The organism is Ferrovibrio terrae (genome assembly GCF_007197755.1).
Lineage (GTDB): Bacteria > Pseudomonadota > Alphaproteobacteria > Ferrovibrionales > Ferrovibrionaceae > Ferrovibrio > Ferrovibrio terrae.
In genome coordinates this window covers 2622645-2637976 of the sequence record NZ_CP041636.1, presented here as the reverse complement: position 1 = coordinate 2637976, position 15332 = coordinate 2622645, and the positions used below count along the sequence as shown (strand labels likewise).

At 64.9% G+C, this 15332-nt stretch carries 14 protein-coding genes; 6 read left to right on the top strand and 8 right to left on the bottom strand.

Going from position 1 to position 15332, the window contains the following annotated elements; all coding sequences use genetic code 11:
- Positions 1 to 347 precede the first annotated feature (347 nt).
- The 3 genes from FNB15_RS12845 to petA are packed head-to-tail and all read right to left on the bottom strand — an operon-like array spanning position 348 to position 2929.
- Positions 348 to 1115: a cytochrome c1 gene (locus tag FNB15_RS12845; protein WP_144069084.1), complete on the bottom strand. Its 768-nt coding sequence runs from the start codon at positions 1113 to 1115 to the stop codon at positions 348 to 350.
- A gap of 13 nt (positions 1116 to 1128) precedes the next feature.
- Positions 1129 to 2376 (bottom strand): cytochrome b, encoded by a 1248-nt coding sequence (locus FNB15_RS12840; protein WP_144069083.1) that lies wholly within the window; start codon positions 2374 to 2376, stop codon positions 1129 to 1131.
- Between the two features lie 19 nt (positions 2377 to 2395).
- Positions 2396 to 2929: a ubiquinol-cytochrome c reductase iron-sulfur subunit gene (petA, locus tag FNB15_RS12835; RefSeq protein ID WP_144069082.1), complete on the bottom strand. Its 534-nt coding sequence runs from the start codon at positions 2927 to 2929 to the stop codon at positions 2396 to 2398.
- Between the two features lie 200 nt (positions 2930 to 3129).
- On the opposite strand from petA, the gene FNB15_RS12830 reads away from it, so the two are divergent.
- The gene (locus FNB15_RS12830; protein WP_144069081.1) at positions 3130 to 3621 is read left to right on the top strand and encodes a tRNA (cytidine(34)-2'-O)-methyltransferase; all 492 of its coding nucleotides are present in this window, start codon (positions 3130 to 3132) and stop codon (positions 3619 to 3621) included.
- A 5-nt stretch (positions 3622 to 3626) separates the two neighbouring features.
- Positions 3627 to 4487 (top strand): oxygen-dependent coproporphyrinogen oxidase, encoded by an 861-nt coding sequence (gene hemF / locus FNB15_RS12825; protein ID WP_144069080.1) that lies wholly within the window; start codon positions 3627 to 3629, stop codon positions 4485 to 4487.
- Positions 4488 to 5058: 571 nt separating this feature from the next.
- On the opposite strand, the gene FNB15_RS12820 is transcribed toward hemF, so the two are convergent.
- The 4 genes from FNB15_RS12820 to FNB15_RS12805 are packed head-to-tail and all read right to left on the bottom strand — an operon-like array spanning position 5059 to position 7742.
- The gene (locus FNB15_RS12820; RefSeq protein ID WP_144069079.1) at positions 5059 to 6318 is read right to left on the bottom strand and encodes a CCA tRNA nucleotidyltransferase; all 1260 of its coding nucleotides are present in this window, start codon (positions 6316 to 6318) and stop codon (positions 5059 to 5061) included.
- Between the two features lie 34 nt (positions 6319 to 6352).
- A complete protein-coding gene (locus FNB15_RS12815) occupies positions 6353 to 6607 on the bottom strand; it encodes a DUF6111 family protein (RefSeq protein ID WP_144069078.1) in 255 nt (84 codons plus the stop codon).
- Positions 6604 to 7287, bottom strand: a complete 684-nt coding sequence (locus tag FNB15_RS12810; protein WP_246068680.1) for a CoA pyrophosphatase — start codon at positions 7285 to 7287, stop codon at positions 6604 to 6606. The genes FNB15_RS12815 and FNB15_RS12810 overlap by 4 nt, the downstream gene beginning before the upstream one ends.
- The gene (locus FNB15_RS12805) at positions 7284 to 7742 is read right to left on the bottom strand and encodes a DUF1285 domain-containing protein (protein ID WP_221932836.1); all 459 of its coding nucleotides are present in this window, start codon (positions 7740 to 7742) and stop codon (positions 7284 to 7286) included. Before FNB15_RS12805 ends, FNB15_RS12810 begins: the two co-directional genes overlap by 4 nt.
- Positions 7743 to 7915: 173 nt before the next feature.
- On the opposite strand from FNB15_RS12805, the gene FNB15_RS12800 reads away from it, so the two are divergent.
- From FNB15_RS12800 to FNB15_RS12785, 4 genes are read left to right on the top strand one after another with little or no spacing between them, the layout of a single operon-like run.
- Entirely contained in the window at positions 7916 to 8914 is a 999-nt protein-coding gene (locus tag FNB15_RS12800) for an AAA family ATPase (RefSeq protein WP_144069077.1), read from the top strand.
- A 12-nt stretch (positions 8915 to 8926) separates the two neighbouring features.
- Positions 8927 to 9844, top strand: a complete 918-nt coding sequence (locus FNB15_RS12795) for a DUF58 domain-containing protein (RefSeq protein ID WP_144069076.1) — start codon at positions 8927 to 8929, stop codon at positions 9842 to 9844.
- Between the two features lie 3 nt (positions 9845 to 9847).
- Complete coding sequence (locus FNB15_RS12790; RefSeq protein ID WP_144069075.1) at positions 9848 to 12613, top strand: DUF4159 domain-containing protein; 2766 nt, start codon at positions 9848 to 9850, stop codon at positions 12611 to 12613.
- An 11-nt stretch (positions 12614 to 12624) separates the two neighbouring features.
- Positions 12625 to 14727 carry a hypothetical protein gene (locus tag FNB15_RS12785; protein WP_144069074.1) on the top strand — a complete coding sequence of 701 codons (2103 nt, stop codon included), beginning with the start codon at positions 12625 to 12627 and terminating at the stop codon, positions 14725 to 14727.
- On the opposite strand, the gene FNB15_RS12780 is transcribed toward FNB15_RS12785, so the two are convergent.
- Positions 14724 to 15248 carry a GNAT family N-acetyltransferase gene (locus FNB15_RS12780; protein ID WP_144069073.1) on the bottom strand — a complete coding sequence of 175 codons (525 nt, stop codon included), beginning with the start codon at positions 15246 to 15248 and terminating at the stop codon, positions 14724 to 14726. The genes FNB15_RS12785 and FNB15_RS12780 overlap by 4 nt on opposite strands.
- Positions 15249 to 15332: the final 84 nt, after the last annotated feature.

Genomic DNA, 15332 nt, shown 5'->3' with positions numbered 1-15332 from the left:
TGCCGCTGCCGCCCAGCACACCGATGCGCACGGCATCGCCGGCCCTGGCGATATGCGGCTTCGGGATACCGGCAGTGGCCTTGGCACGACCGGAAACCGACCTGGCCGCCGCCCTGGCGACAGCGACCGCAGAGGTCGTCGGCTTGCCAGCCGGCTTGCGCTTGGCCGGCTTGCGAGCGGCCTTCTTGACGCTCTTCTTCGCAGCCTTCTTCGCCTTGGCCATAGCAGATGATCCTCTCGGATTATGGGCGCGCAACGCCGCGCGACTTAAGCAAACCGCCCTTCGGGGCGCAACAAAAAAGGCCGCCGTTTCCGGCGGCCTTTCAGTATCCGCAGCTGTATGCGGCTTAGTGGAGTTTCGCCCAGATGCGCTTCTTGGCCATGAAGAACAGGCCGGTCAGCACGATCAGGAAGATCATCACCTTGAAGCCCATGCGCTTGCGGTCTTCCAGCTTGGGCTCGGCTGCCCACATCAGGAAGGCGGAAACATCATGCGCCATCTGCTCGACGCTGGCCTTGGTGCCATCGGCATAGGTCACCTGGTCTTCGTTGAGCGGCTTGGGCATCGCGATCTGATGACCCGGGAAATATTCGTTGTAGTTCAGGCCTTCGCCCAGCGCGAAACCGGCCGGCGCATCCTTGTAGCCGACCAGCAGGGCGCGGATGTAATCCGGACCGGCTGCACGGGCCTTGGCGATGAGCGACAGGTCGAGCGGATAGGCACCGCCGTTGGACGCTCGCGCCGCCTTCTCGTTCGGGAAGGGCGACGGGAACTTGTCCTGCGGCAGGCCGGGACGCTTGGTCACCTCGCCGGCGTCATTCAGGTCGCCATTCACCTCGAAGGTGGCCGCCAGCGCCTTCACTTCCGCGGCCGAGAAGCCGACGTCGGTCAGATTGCGGAAGGCCACATACTTCATGGCGTGGCAGGCGGCGCAGACTTCCTTGTACACCTGATAGCCACGCTGCAGTTCAGCGCGGTCAAAGGTGCCGAAGGGGCCGTTGAAGCTCCACTTCTGTGCCGGGATCGCCACTTCTGCGCCGGCAGCCATAGCGGCCGGGGCCGCGAGACCCAGAGCGAGGGCAGTGAGGATCGCACGCATCTTAATCGTCTTCATGATCCGATCCCCCTTACGCCTTGCCAGCAGGCGCGGCATCGCCCTTGAGCACGGCCTCACTGATCGAGGCAGGCAGCTTGAGCGGCTTCTCGAACCAGCCAACCACCGGCAGCAGGATCAGGAAATGCGCGAAGTAATACACCGTGCAAACGCGGGCGATGATCAGGTAATAGCCTTCCGCCGGCTTGCCGCCCGCCCAGGTCAGGCCGACGCAAACAATCAGGAAGATCACATACAGCTGCTTGTAGATCGGCCGGAACTTGGCCGAACGCACCTTGCTGGTATCCAGCCAGGGCAGCAGGAACAGGATCAGGATGGCGCCAAACATCAGCAGCACGCCGCCGAGCTTGTCCGGGACCGAGCGCAGGATCGCGTAGAACGGCAAGAAGTACCATTCCGGCACGATATGCTCCGGCGTCACCAGCGGGTTGGCCGGAATGTAGTTGTCCGGATGGCCCAGCATGTTCGGCGCGTAGAACAGGAAGAAGCTGAAGAAGATCAGGAAGGCGCCGACGCCCACCGCATCCTTGATCGTGTAGTACGGGTGGAACGGGATGCGGTCCTGCGGGCCCTTGGTGTCGATGCCCAGCGGGTTGTTGGACCCATGCTGATGCAGCGCCAGGATATGCAGCAGCACCACGCCGACGATTACGAACGGCAACAGGTAATGCAGTGAGAAGAAGCGGTTCAGCGTCGGGTTATCGACTGAGAAGCCGCCCCACAGCCAGGTCACGATCGGCTCGCCGACCAGCGGAATGGCCGAGAACAGGTTCGTGATCACGGTGGCGCCCCAGAAGCTCATTTGGCCCCAGGGAAGCACGTAGCCCATGAACGCGGTCGCCATCATCAGCAGGAAGATGATGAGGCCGAGGAACCACAGCAGTTCGCGCGGCGCCTTGTACGATCCGTAATACAGGCCACGGAAGATATGGATGTACACCGCGATGAAGAACATCGAGGCACCATTGGCATGCATGTAGCGCAGCAGCCAGCCGTAGTTCACGTCGCGCATGATATGCTCGACGCTGTCGAAGGCCATTGAGGTGTGCGGCGTGTAGTGCATCACCAGCACGATGCCGGTGACGATCTGGATCACCAGGCAAAGACCCGCCAGCGAACCGAAGTTCCACCAGTAGTTCAGGTTCTTCGGCGTGGGATACTGCGTGCCGACCATATGGTCGAGCGTGGAGAATACCGGCAGGCGGTATTCGATCCACTTGACGAGCGGGTTGGCAAAAAAGCCGGAATTGTTGTCAGCCATGGGTGCTGGTCCTTAAGCCTTAACCGATACGGATGCGGGTATCGTTGAGGAAGGCGTAGTCCGGCACCGGCAGATTGCTCGGCGCGGGGCCTTTGCGGATACGTCCCGACGTATCGTAGTGCGAGCCGTGGCACGGGCAGAACCAGCCGCCGAAATCGCCCTTCTGGCCAAGCGGCACGCAGCCGAGGTGGGTGCAGACACCCATCATGACCAGCCATTCCGGCTTCTTCACGCGATCGGCGTCCTTCTGCGGGTCCGGCAGGGCGGCGGTGTCGTCCGTCTTGGCCTGGGCGATCTCGGCTTCGGTGCGATGACGCACGAAAACCGGCTTGCCGCGCCACAGGATAGTGACGCTCTGACCGGCGGCGATCTGACCGAGATCGACCTCGGTGCTCGACAGCGCCAGCACGTCGGCCGACGGGTTCATCTGATGAATGAACGGCCATACCGCCGCCGCCGCTCCCACCGCGGCGAAGGCGCCGGCTGCGACGACGATAAAGTCGCGCCGGGTCGGCTCGGTCGTACCGGCCGGTTGGGTCGCTGTCCCTGCCATAGATCCCTCGAAGATAATAAGACTTGGAAACGTGTCGGGATATTTCTCACTATATGTTGGCGAAGTCCAGCACTTAGCCCGACGGATGCGACAGGTTGCCGCAGGGGTCTTGTGGTTGGAATCGCCCTAGGAAACCGCGAAAAAACTACCCCCTCTCGCCCCCGCCCAAACACCCGATTCACAAGCGTACCGGAACAGCCATGCGGCTCGCCCTTTTTGAACCCGATATCCCGCCGAACCTGGGCACGATTCTGCGCCTGGGCGCCTGCCTTGAAACCCCGGTGCATGTGATCGAGCCCTGCGGCTTCCCCTTCTCGATCCAGATGGTCCGGCGCAGCGCCATGGATTACCTGGAGCATGCCGAGATTCACCGCCATGACAGCTGGCAGCATTTCCAGAACGAGCGGCAGGCGGGACGCCTTGGGGGCCGGCTGGTGCTGATGACCACCAAAGCGGCCATTCCCTATACGGACTTCCGCTTCGCGCCGGACGACATTCTTCTGTTCGGCCGCGAGAGCAAGGGCGCACCCGACTATGTCCATGCCGCTGCCGATGCGCGGTTACTGATCCCGATCCGCCCCGACTTGCGCTCGATCAATGTGGCCACGGCCGCCGCCATTGTACTTGGCGAGGCGCTGCGGCAATGCGATGCATTCCCGCGCCGCCCAGAGACAATGCCGGATCGGCAATAAGGAGTATGACAATGACCGACGCCCAGATCAGTGAACGGCAGCAACGCGCCCGCGTCTGGTTCGAATCCCTGCGTGACCGGATCTGCGCCGCCTTCGAACAGCTCGAGGATGACCTGAGCGGCCAACTGAGCGATCGCCCGGCCGGACGCTTCGTCCGCACCGCCTGGGACCGGCCCGGCGGCGGCGGCGGCGTGATGAGCGTGATGCGCGGCCGCGTCTTCGAGAAGGTGGGCGTGAACGTCTCCACCGTACATGGCGAGTTCAGCGAGGAATTCCGCAAGCAGATTCCCGGGGCCGCATCGGACGGACGTTTCTGGGCCTGCGGGATATCGCTGGTGGCGCATCTGCAGTCGCCGAAGGTGCCCGCAGTGCACATGAACACGCGATTCCTGGTCACCAGCAAGGCGTGGTTCGGTGGCGGCGCCGACCTGACGCCGATGGTGCCCGATGAAACCGACACCGCTGCGTTCCATGCCGCCCTCAAGGGTGCCTGCGACCGTTCCGACCCCGCCTACTACCCCCGCTTCAAGGCATGGTGCGACGAGTATTTCCATCTACCGCATCGCAACGAGCCCCGCGGCGTCGGCGGCATCTTCTTTGATCAGCTCGATAGCGGTGATTGGGAGCGCGACTTCGACTTCACAAAATCGGTAGGCGAATCGTTCCTCGAATCATACCCAAAAATCGCCCGCAAACACCTCAATGAGTCGTGGTCGGCGGCTGAAAGAGAGCACCAACTGGTGCGTCGCGGACGCTATGTCGAGTTCAATTTGCTCTATGATCGCGGCACCACATTCGGTCTGAAAACAGGTGGCAACACCGAAGCGATTCTGATGTCGATGCCACCTGAAGTGAAATGGCCGTGAGTGTAAAAACATCAGATTCCATGCAGGTTTTTTTGATGTCGTATTTTTCCGGAATCATCGTGCGTGTTTTGCGTCAGCGATGTTTTTCGTTCATGCGACACGCGCGATTCACATCACCGCCGGAGCGCGCGCTTAACCATTTTTTAAGCGCGCGCAAGATTTAGTGGTTAATACTGTTGCGTTGTGCTACAGATATACGTGTTCGGGAAACATTTTCCTGAAAACTTCGTTGCGGTGAAAACCGCACTCTAATCCATGGAGGAGAAACTCATGGCTGCGAAGAAAAAGGCCGCTAAGAAGAAGGTGGCGAAGAAGGCTGTGAAGGCTAAGAAGGCCCCGAAGGCCAAGAAGAAGGCTGCCAAGAAGAAGGCCAAGAAGTAAGGTCTCTTCGGTAGCTTTAGAGTACAGTTGTCTTGGGCTCCACGTCGGCCGCCGGGTTTACGGCGCCGACGTGGAGCCCAAGCGCTTTTAGGGGTACGCAGTCACTCTTATCCGACGACAGTCCCCGCCTGCCGGACTAGCCGGCTATCAATAAAAATCCTTAAAATTCAAATATTTGATTCAGCGATACTCACTCGCTGTCGGTCATCTGTACCCGTTCGCGCAGGCGCTGCAGGCAAGCCTCGCGATCCGGCGCAAAGCCAGCGTCCGCCCACCAGGATTCCAGTTCGTTGAGCAGCGCACTCACCGTCGGGCCGGGCGAAAAGCCGGCCGCGAGAATGTCGGCACCACGCAGCGGGAATACCGGTCGCCGCCAACTCGTCGTCGCGACGGCCCGTGCGACAGCCGTCTCCTCGTCCATCGCCTGGCGGGTAGCCGCCAGCAGCAGCCCGTCGCGGCAGCGCTCGGCCCCCAGACGATAGAGAGCGACGCGAAACGCTGATTCGCCCTCCAGCATCCCGGCCTTGAAAGGCGGCAGCGACAACAACCCGTCCAGCCGCAGGCGCTGGGCATTCGAAAGCTTCAGACGGCCGGCGATCGCATCCGCATCCGTGTTGCCATCCAGCAACAGAGCAAGTCGCGGCCAGAGATCCGGGTCGGGCCCGCCAGCTGCCGCCACTGCCCCCTGCAACCGAATCAGTCGCGACAGCGCTGGCACATCCAGCCGCGCCTGCGGCAGGATCGCCGCCAGCACGCCGCTCTGGTGCATCAGCGCCATTGCATCGGCGGCATTGGGCAGGATCAGGATCTTCAGCAGTTCATCGCGAATCCGCTCGCCCGACAAACGGTCGAGCCGGTCGACCGCATCAGCGCAAGCCGTCAGCGAGGCCGCATCGGGCGCGCCTTTACCGAACCGGGCATGGAACCGGAAGAAGCGCAGTACCCGCAGATAATCTTCGGTCACGCGCTGCGCCGGGTCGCCGATGAAACGCACCACCCCGGCCGCCAGATCGGCACGGCCGCCGGTAAAGTCGTAAAGCCGACCTTCGGCATCGGCATAAAGCGCATTGATGGTGAAGTCGCGCCGCGCGGCGTCCTCGGCCCAGTCGGTGCCGAAGGCGACCGTGGCATGGCGGCCATCGGTGGTGACGTCCTGGCGCAGCGTTGTGACCTGGAAAGTGGCGGGCGGCACCACGGCAGTGACAGTGCCGTGCTCGATACCGGTCGGCACCGCCTTCAGCTTGGCCTTTTCCAGCCGCTTGATCACCTGATCCGGCTTTTCGGGGGTGGCGATGTCTATATCCGCGGGCCGCAGGCCGAGGATGGCGTCACGCACACAGCCGCCAACAAAGCGCACCGGCACGCCACCGGCACCCAGCGCGGCCAGCAGGCTGCGAGTCGGGGCGGCGGTCATCCAGTCCGGGGGCTGAATCGTCTCGGGCAAGGCCATGGCGGCAGTCTACAGCATCTGCCGGGGGACGCGCTTATTGGCCGATGCGGCCGGGTACGACCCGGCCATCCTCGAATCGCGCCGGCGCATAGTCACCCAGCGTCTCCCCGAAGAAGGCGCCATAGACAACGAAGCTGAGGATCATCAGGACCATGCCGATGGCGGCGAGCCAGAACCATGGCGTCGCTTCCGGGCCGTCCTTGCCGCTGCGCTTCACATGCCAGATGTACAGGCCGTAAAGCAGGAACGGCAGCATGAGCGGCAGCAGGTGGACGATCAGGCGACTCATGGCTGGGCGGTTCCAGCCGTCTGGCCATGCAAAAGGTCGTGCAGGTTACGCAGCATCCCGGCCGTGGCTCCCCAGATATAATAATCCTGATATGGCATGGCCCACCACTGGCGCTCGACGCCGTTGAATACGCCTTTGTGCCGCTGGTGATTGCGCGAATCCATCAGGAAGTCGAACGGCACTTCGAACACCTCGGCCACCTCGTGCTGCGCCAGATGCAGCGCGAAGCCGGGCTTCACCAGGCCAACGACCGGCACGACGGCGAAGCCAGTGCCGGTGACATAGGCATCCAGCGCTCCCAGCACGCTGATATGGCCGCGGTCGAGGCCAATCTCTTCTTCCGTTTCGCGCAAGGCCGTGGCGATCACGTCAGGATCCTCGGCATCGACGCGGCCGCCGGGGAAACTGATCTGCCCGGCATGATTGGACAGATGCGCCGTACGCTTGGTCAGAATCACGCGTTCGCCGGCCTCATAAGCGACCACCGGCACCAGCACGGCCGCCGGCATCAGCGGACCGGGGCGAAAGGGCTTGAGGCCGGGGTTGAGCTGGAAGTCGCCTTTGGGCGCCAGTCCATGCTCGCGCGGAATCGCATCGAAAGCCGGCACCGGCTGCAGATGCGCGCGCAGTCGCTCCACGGTCGGTGTACTGTCGATAATTAGCGGCGCGGCAACATTCACGGCATTTCACCCAGAACGAAAAACTGCCCGGCGCTTTCGACACCCAGCATGATCTTGCCGTCGACGCTGCGCTCTTCCGCCATCTCAACCAGTTGGTAATAGACTGGCCGCGCGATCAGCGCCTCGAGTCGGTCGCGCACCAGCAGATAGGGCGACGGCTCGCCGGTCTCAGGATGAACGCTGACCCGCAGCGGATGCTCGGCATCCAGCGGCACGACGTCGTCGACATTGGTGCGGAAAACGATCAGCCGGGCGGCACCCTCCCCCGCCACGGTTGCCTCAACGGCAACGAAGGGGGCGTCGTCGACCCGGATGCCGCATTTCTCCACCGGCGTCACCAGAACGTAACTGTCGTCGGCTTCGCGCCGCAATATACTGGCAAAGAGCTTGACCATGGCAGGTCGCGAAATTGGCGACCCCATATAGTGCCAGCTCCCGTTCCGGGCGATCCGCATGTCGATCTGCCCACAGAATGGCGGGTTCCACAGGTGGACAGGCGGTTTTTTGCGCAAAGTCTCCTCGCCGCCGAACCGGGCGATCACATCCTTGAGACTTGGGCCTTTTGAGGCGGTGGCAGACATATGAGACATATGGGCTTTCATTTCGCTTCTACTATATACTCATTCCCATGCACAATTTGAGCGATACCGCCGAACATATCCTTCCTGAGATCGAACGGGTCGGCGGCCGTCTCGTTACCGCCCGCGATGCGGTCGGCCGGGTGATCTTCGGTCAGGGCGACGTTGTCGAGGAAACCCTGATAACTCTGCTCGCCGGCGGGCATGCCCTGCTGGTCGGCGTACCGGGCCTGGCGAAGACCAAACTGGTCGAAACGCTGGCCAAGGTTCTGGGCCTCGACGCCCGCCGCGTGCAGTTCACCCCTGACCTCATGCCGGCCGACATCGTCGGCTCGGAAGTGCTGGAAGAAAGCGAAACCGGGCGTCGCTCGTTCCGCTTCATCCCGGGTCCAGTCTTCTGCCAGCTGCTGATGGCCGACGAAATCAACCGCGCCAGCCCACGCACGCAGTCTGCCTTGCTGCAGGCGATGCAGGAGCGCCAGGTTTCGGTGGCCGGGCAGCGTCACGACCTGCCGGCACCTTTCCATGTGCTGGCGACGCAGAATCCGCTGGAGCAGGAGGGCACCTATCCGCTGCCCGAAGCCCAGCTCGACCGCTTCCTGCTGCAGATTGACGTGCGCTATCCCGACCGCGAGGCCGAGCGCCGCATGCTGTTCGCCACCACCGGCGCGACGGAAGAATCGATCCCGACCGTGCTGAACGCTGCCGACCTGATGGCGGCCCAGCGTCTGGTCCGCCGTATTCCGGTCGGCGAGAGCGTGGTGGAAGCCATCCTCAATCTCGTTCGCGCCGGCCGGCCGGAGGAAAGTGACGTACCGGGTCTGGCCGATCTGGTCGCCTGGGGTCCCGGTCCGCGCGCCAGCCAGGCTCTGATGTTGGCGGTACGCGCCCGCGCACTGCTGCAGGGTCGCCTGGCGCCCTCGATCGACGATGTGCTGGCGCTTGCCGGCCCGATCCTGCGGCACCGCATGGCGTTGACCTTCGCCGCCCGCGCCGAAGGCGTCACCGTCTCCGACGTCATCGCCAAGCTGACCGCGCCGCTGCGGTAAGCGGGACGCGAGATGGCGGTAGCGGTCGCGGCCGGAACTACAGCTAACGCACGGCGCCAGCGCGCCGAACACTTCGCCGCATTCCTGCCGCCGCTGCTGGTGGCGGCCGAGCGCGTCGCTGCGACCGTCGAACAGGGCGTCCATGGCCGCCGCCGTGTCGGCCCCGGCGACGCCTTCTGGCAGTTCCGCCGCTACAGCCAGGGTGACTCGCTGACGCGCATCGACTGGCGTCAGACCGCCAAACGCCAGGCCGCCTTCATCCGGGAGAACGAGTGGGAAGCCGCCGAAAGCGTCTGGCTGTGGCGCGACCCCTCGCCCTCCATGCGCTGGAAATCCGATCTTGGCATGGAGCAGAAGGACGAACGTGGCGACCTGTTGCTGCTGGCGCTGGCCAGCCTGCTGCTGCGCGGCGGCGAACGCGTCGCCCTGCTCGGGCATCCGCAGCGCCCGGCCTCGGGTCGCATGGTCATGGAGCGCATCGCCGAACGTCTGATCCGTTCGCGCTTTGAAACCGCCGAGGCCAGCCTGCCGCCGATCCAGCCGCTGCCGCGCTATGCCCATATCGTTCTGCTCGGCGATTTCCTGTATCCGGTGCCCGAGATCGCCGCACGCCTGCGCGCGCTCGCCGATATGGGCGTGAAGGGCACCGTGCTGCGTCTCGTCGATCCGGCCGAAGAAGACTTCCCCTACAAGGGCCGCACGCGGTTCCTCGGTCTGGAAGGCGAATACCCGCTGCTGGTGCCGCGCGCCGAAACCATGGGCGACGACTGGCGCGCGACATTCGCGGCGCATCAGGCTGAACTGGCCGAGGTCTGCCGCCGGCTCGGCTGGCGCCACATCAAGCATCGCACGGATCGGGGACCGCAAACCGCCCTGCTGACGCTGTATCAATCCCTGCAGGGCGAACGCGCCCTGCCAACCGGCCGTTAAGCCATGCTGTCGCTTGGTGCACTTGCTTTCGCCACACCCTGGGCGCTCGCCGCACTGATCAGCCTGCCGGTGCTGTGGTGGCTGCTGCGCATCACGCCGCCGCAGCCCAGACAGGTCACCTTCCCGCCGCTGCGCCTGCTACTTCTGCTGCAGCCCAAGGAAGAGACGCCGGCGCATACACCCTGGTGGCTGCTGCTGCTGCGCCTGCTGATCGCAGCGCTGGCGATTCTCGCCCTCGCCGAACCCATCCTCAATCCGCAAGTGGCGCAGCGCGACAGCCAGGCGCTGGTGCTGGTGATCGACGACGGCTGGACCGGTGCGCCGCGCTGGCGCGAAAAGCTGGTCCGCGCCGACACGCTGCTCGAAGCCGCCGAACGCGATGGCCGCCCTGCCGTGCTGATCACCACCGCGGCACCCGCGAACGGCGAAGCGATGCAGCCCTCGCTGCTGATGCCAGCGGCCGATCTGCGCCCCATTGTGGCCGGCCTGCAGCCCAAGGCCTGGACCAGCGACCGTGCTGCCCTGGTGCAAGCACTGCTGCAGGCCCGTCTGCCCGAAAGCGCCAATGTGGTCTGGATCAGCGACGGCCTGCGCGAGGATGAAACCGGCGCGAGCACCTATACGCTGGCCGAGTTCCTGCAGCGGCTTGGCCCGCTCAGCGTCATCACCTCGCCAGACGATGCCACCCTGGCGCTGTTGCCGCCCGTCACCAGCGCGCAGGGTGACACTGTTACCTTGCGCCGCAGCGCCAATGTCACCGGTGAGCAGGGCGCGACGCTCCGTGCCGTCACCGACCAGGGCCGCGTCTTGTCGCGCGAGCGCATGACGTTTGCAGCGCGTTCGGAAACCGCGACGCTGAAGCTCGACCTGCCGAGTGAATTGCGCAATCAGCTGTCGCGTCTTGAAATCGAGGAACAGCCAAGCGCCGGCACCGTGCAACTGCTGGATGACCGCTGGCGTCGCCGCCCGGTCGGGCTGGTCACCGGCGGCGCGGTGGAAACGCGGCAACCCCTGCTGGGCGACCTGTTCTATCTCGATCGCGCGCTGAGCCCTTATGCCGAACTGCGCTCGGCACCGGTGGCCGAACTGCTGCAGCGCGAGATCGCCGTGATCGTGCTGGCCGACGTGGCCCAGGTGGTGGCGAGCGAAACACGTCAGCTGGAGCAATGGATCGATAATGGCGGCGTGCTGCTGCGCTTTGCCGGCCCACGCATGGCCGAGGCGACCGATAACCTGCTGCCGGTGAAGCTGCGGCAGGGTTCGCGGCAACTCGGCGGCGCACTCTCCTGGTCCCAGCCGCAGCGGCTCGGCGCCACGCCCGAGACCAGTCCCTTCTTCGGCCTCGGCGGCAGCAATGATGTGACCGTCAGCCGCCAGGTGCTGGCCGAACCGGAAGCGCAGCTGGGGGAGAAGACCTGGCTGCGACTGGAAGACGGCACCCCGCTCGCCACCGCCACACAGCGCGGCAAAGGCTGGCTGATTCTGGTTCACACCACCGCCAACACGCTATGGTCCGATCTGGCGCTCAGCGGGTTCTATGTCGAAATGCTGCGCAAGGTGATCGATCTTTCCCAAGGCATCGGCGGCACCGGCGAAGCCGCCGACACGCCGTTGCCGCCGCTCGGGGTGCTGGACGGTTTCGGCCGCGCCGTCGAACCAGGCCCGGCCGTGCAGCCGATTGCACCGCGTGCCATCGCTACCACCAAGCCCGGCCCGCGCCATCCGCCCGGCTGGTATGGCCGCCTCGATAGCCGCCAATCGCTCAACACCGCCAATGCCGAGACGAAACTGCTGCCGGTGCTGAACTGGCCGGCCGGCGTCGCCGAACTGCGGCTGGATGGCCAGAATCGCGAACTGCATCTGCTGCCCTGGTTGATGGGCGCGGCTCTGCTGCTGTTCCTCGCCGACTGGCTGATCGGCCTTGGCCTGCGCGGCCTGCTCCTGGCACTGCGTCGCCGTCCGGCTGCGGCCATGCTCGCCGTTGCCCTTCTGCTGCTGCCGGGCATGACGGAGGCGCAGCAGCAGCGCCGCACTACGCTGACCGCCAATGACGAGTTCGCCCTGAAAGCCTCACTTGACCTGCGGCTGGCCTATGTCGTCACCGGCCAGGCCGATATCGACCAGATGAGCCGCGCCGGTCTCTACGGCCTGACCGAGGTTCTGTATCGCCGCACCTCTATCGAGGCGGCCGAGCCGATCGGCGTCAATCTGGAAGCCGACGACATTTCGCTGGTGCCCTTCCTGTACTGGCCGATCACGCCGCAACAGCCTCAGCTTTCCGACGCTGCGCTGCGCCGGCTGGACCTGTTCATGAAGACGGGTGGCATGATCCTGTTTGACACGCGCGATCAGGCGATGGGCCTGAGCGGCACAGCGGCCAGCCCGAATACCGAAAAGCTGCGTCAACTGCTGTCGCGTCTGGATATTCCGCCGCTGATGCCGGTGCCGGACGACCACGTGCTGACCAAGGCCTTCTACCTGATGCAGGACTTCCCCGGCCGCTATTCCGGCGGCACGCTCTGGGTCGAGCGCAATCCTGGTGGTGACAAGGATGGCGTCACCTCCATCGTGATCGGCAGCCATGACTTCGCCGCCGCCTGGGCGATCGACAATAATGGCCGGCCGCTGGCCGTCACAGTGCCGAACCTGCCGCGCCAGCGCGAATTTGCCTATCGCTTCGGCATCAACCTGCTGGTGTATACGATGACCGGCAACTACAAAGCCGACCAGGTCCATGTGCCGGCGCTGCTTGAGCGCCTGGGGAATTGAGCGGGCCAGGCATGAACAGCGCGCTCACGTTCGATTTCGCCCCACTGGCGCCCTGGCCGCTGCTGCTGGCCTGCGCCGCCGCGGCCCTGCTGCTGACCTGCCTCGGCCTGTGGCGACGCGCGCGCGGCACGCTGCTGCGCGCCGCTGTGGCCGTGCTGGCGATCACCACGCTGGCCAATCCGGTGGCGCGCAAGGAAGACCGCAGCACTTTGCCCGATATCGCCGTAGTGGTGGTGGACGAAAGCCCGAGCCAGGGCATCGCCGAACGCCAGCGCCAGACCGAACAGGCCGAGGCCCTGCTGCGCGAGAAGCTCGGCGCCACCGAGAATCTGGAAGTGCGCGTGGTGAAAGCCGGCAAGGCCGCCGCCGAAACCGCCGACCGCGACGAGGGCACGCGGCTGTTTTCGGCGCTGACCCTGGCGCTCAGCGACCTGCCGCGTCATCGCCTGGCCGGCAGCATTCTGGTCACCGACGGCCAGGTGCACGACATGCCGGCCGAAATCGCCGCGGCACAGGACGTGACCGGCGCGCCGGTGCATGTGCTGCTCACCGGCCGGCCGGATGAGCGCGACCGCCGGCTCGTGGTGCGCAATGCGCCGACCTTCGGCATGATCAACCAGGAACTGAATGTCACGCTGCGCATCGACGATACCGGCGCAGCGCCCGACGAAATGGCCGAACTGCGTTTCCGCCAGCAGGATCTGGGCGAACGCGTGTTGCAGGTGCCGATCGGGCGCGATGTCACCGTGCCGTTCAAGCTGTCGCGTGCCGACCGCAGCCTGCTCGAATTCGAGGTGCCCCCGATCCCGGGCGAACTGACGCCGCTGAACAATCGCGTGGCGCTGTCGGTGAACGGCGTGCGCGACCGCCTGCGGGTGCTGCTGGTCACCGGTGAAGTGCATGCCGGCGAGCGCGTCTGGCGCAACCTGCTGAAGGCCGACCCCAATGTCGATCTGGTGCATTTCACCATTCTGCGGCCGCCGGACAAGCAGGATGGCACGCCGATCCGCGAACTGTCGCTGATCGCCTTCCCGATCCGCGAACTGTTCGAGATCAAGCTGAACGAGTTTGACCTGATTATCTTCGACCGCTATCGGCGACGCGGCATCCTGCCGACCGCCTACTACGAAAACATCGCCCGCTATGTCCAACGCGGCGGTGCCTTCCTCGAAGTCTCCGGTCCCGCCTATGCCACGCCGCTCAGCATCTACCGTACGCCGGTCTCGGAGGTGCTGCCCGGCCGGCCGAACGGCACGATGCGCACCGAGCCCTTCACGCCGCAGCTGAGCGCCATCGGCAAGCGCCACCCGGTCACGGCCGGTCTGCCCGGTTCGGTGGGCGAGAACGGCCAGCCGAACTGGAGCCGTTGGTTCCGCGTCGTCAATGTGGATCTCACGCGTGGCAACTCGGTGCTGGAAAGCCCGAACCGCGAGCCGCTGCTCGTACTCGACCGCATCGAAAAAGGCCGTGTGGCGCAATTCTATTCCGACCATATCTGGCTGTGGTCGCGCGGTTATGAAGGTGGCGGCCCGCAGGGCGAACTCCTGCGCCGGCTGGCGCACTGGCTGATGAAGGAACCGGATCTCGAGGAAGAGGCACTGCGCGCCGAAGCCAAGGGCGGCCGGCTGGAAGTCGAGCGCCGCAGCCTGACCGAGCGCAAGGAAGCCGTGACGGTGATCCGTCCCGACGGCAGTGAAACGAAGCTGATGCTGGAAGAACAGGGCAACGGCATCGCCAGCGGACGGCTGCCTGTCGAGTTACCCGGCATCTACCGTGTTCGCGACGGCGAGCGCGAGACGGTGGCGACGATGGGCGCGGTCAATCCTCGCGAATTCTCCGATCCGCGCGCCACGCCTGCGGTGCTGAAGCCGCTGGCCGATGCCAGCCATGGCAGCGTGCGCTGGCTGCGCGACGGCATGCCCGATATCCGCATGGTCGACAAGCCGACGCGCTCAGCCGTGCGCGAACAGGCCGGCCGCAACTGGATCGGGCTGTATCGCCAGAACGACTATGTGGTGACGGGCCTGACGCTCACGCCGCTGGTGCTCCCGCTGGCAATGCTGACGGCGCTGCTGCTCGGCATGCTGCTGATGTGGCGACGCGAAAGCCGCTAAGCCGCGGCCTTCTTTCGTCCGGTTTTCACGGGCTTGCCCACCAGGCCGCCGACACCCTGCAGCGCACCGGCCGCAAGCTCCATGGCCTGGAACCGCTCACGCTCCACCCAACCCGGCATCTCAAGGCCGCGATCAGCCGCATTCACGAAGCCGAAGGGTTCGTAATAGGGCTTGTCCCCGACCAGGATGCACAGGCCATGATTCAGCCGCGTGGCGGCATAAAGGCTGTGCCGGATCAGCGCCCGGCCAATGCCCTGGCCCTGGTAATCCGGATGTACGGCGACGGGCCCCAGCATCACCGCCGGCGTCGCCGCCTCACCTATCGTCACCGGCCAGTAACGGATCGAGCCCAGCACGACGCCGTCCTCGTCACGCACCACGAAGGCGAGCGACTTGATATGCGGGACGCCCTCGCGCAGCCGGTAGACGGTCTTGCGTGTGCGATCCGAGCCGAAGGCGAGATCCAGCAGGCTGTCGATCTGGGCGGCATCAGCGAGCCGCTCGGGCAGAATGGGGTACATGAGTTTGCTTCCAGCAACGATGTCGGACACCAGAGGCGGACGTTCGGCCTTAGCCTTCCGTCCGGTTGGCCGGGTCGTGCTCAT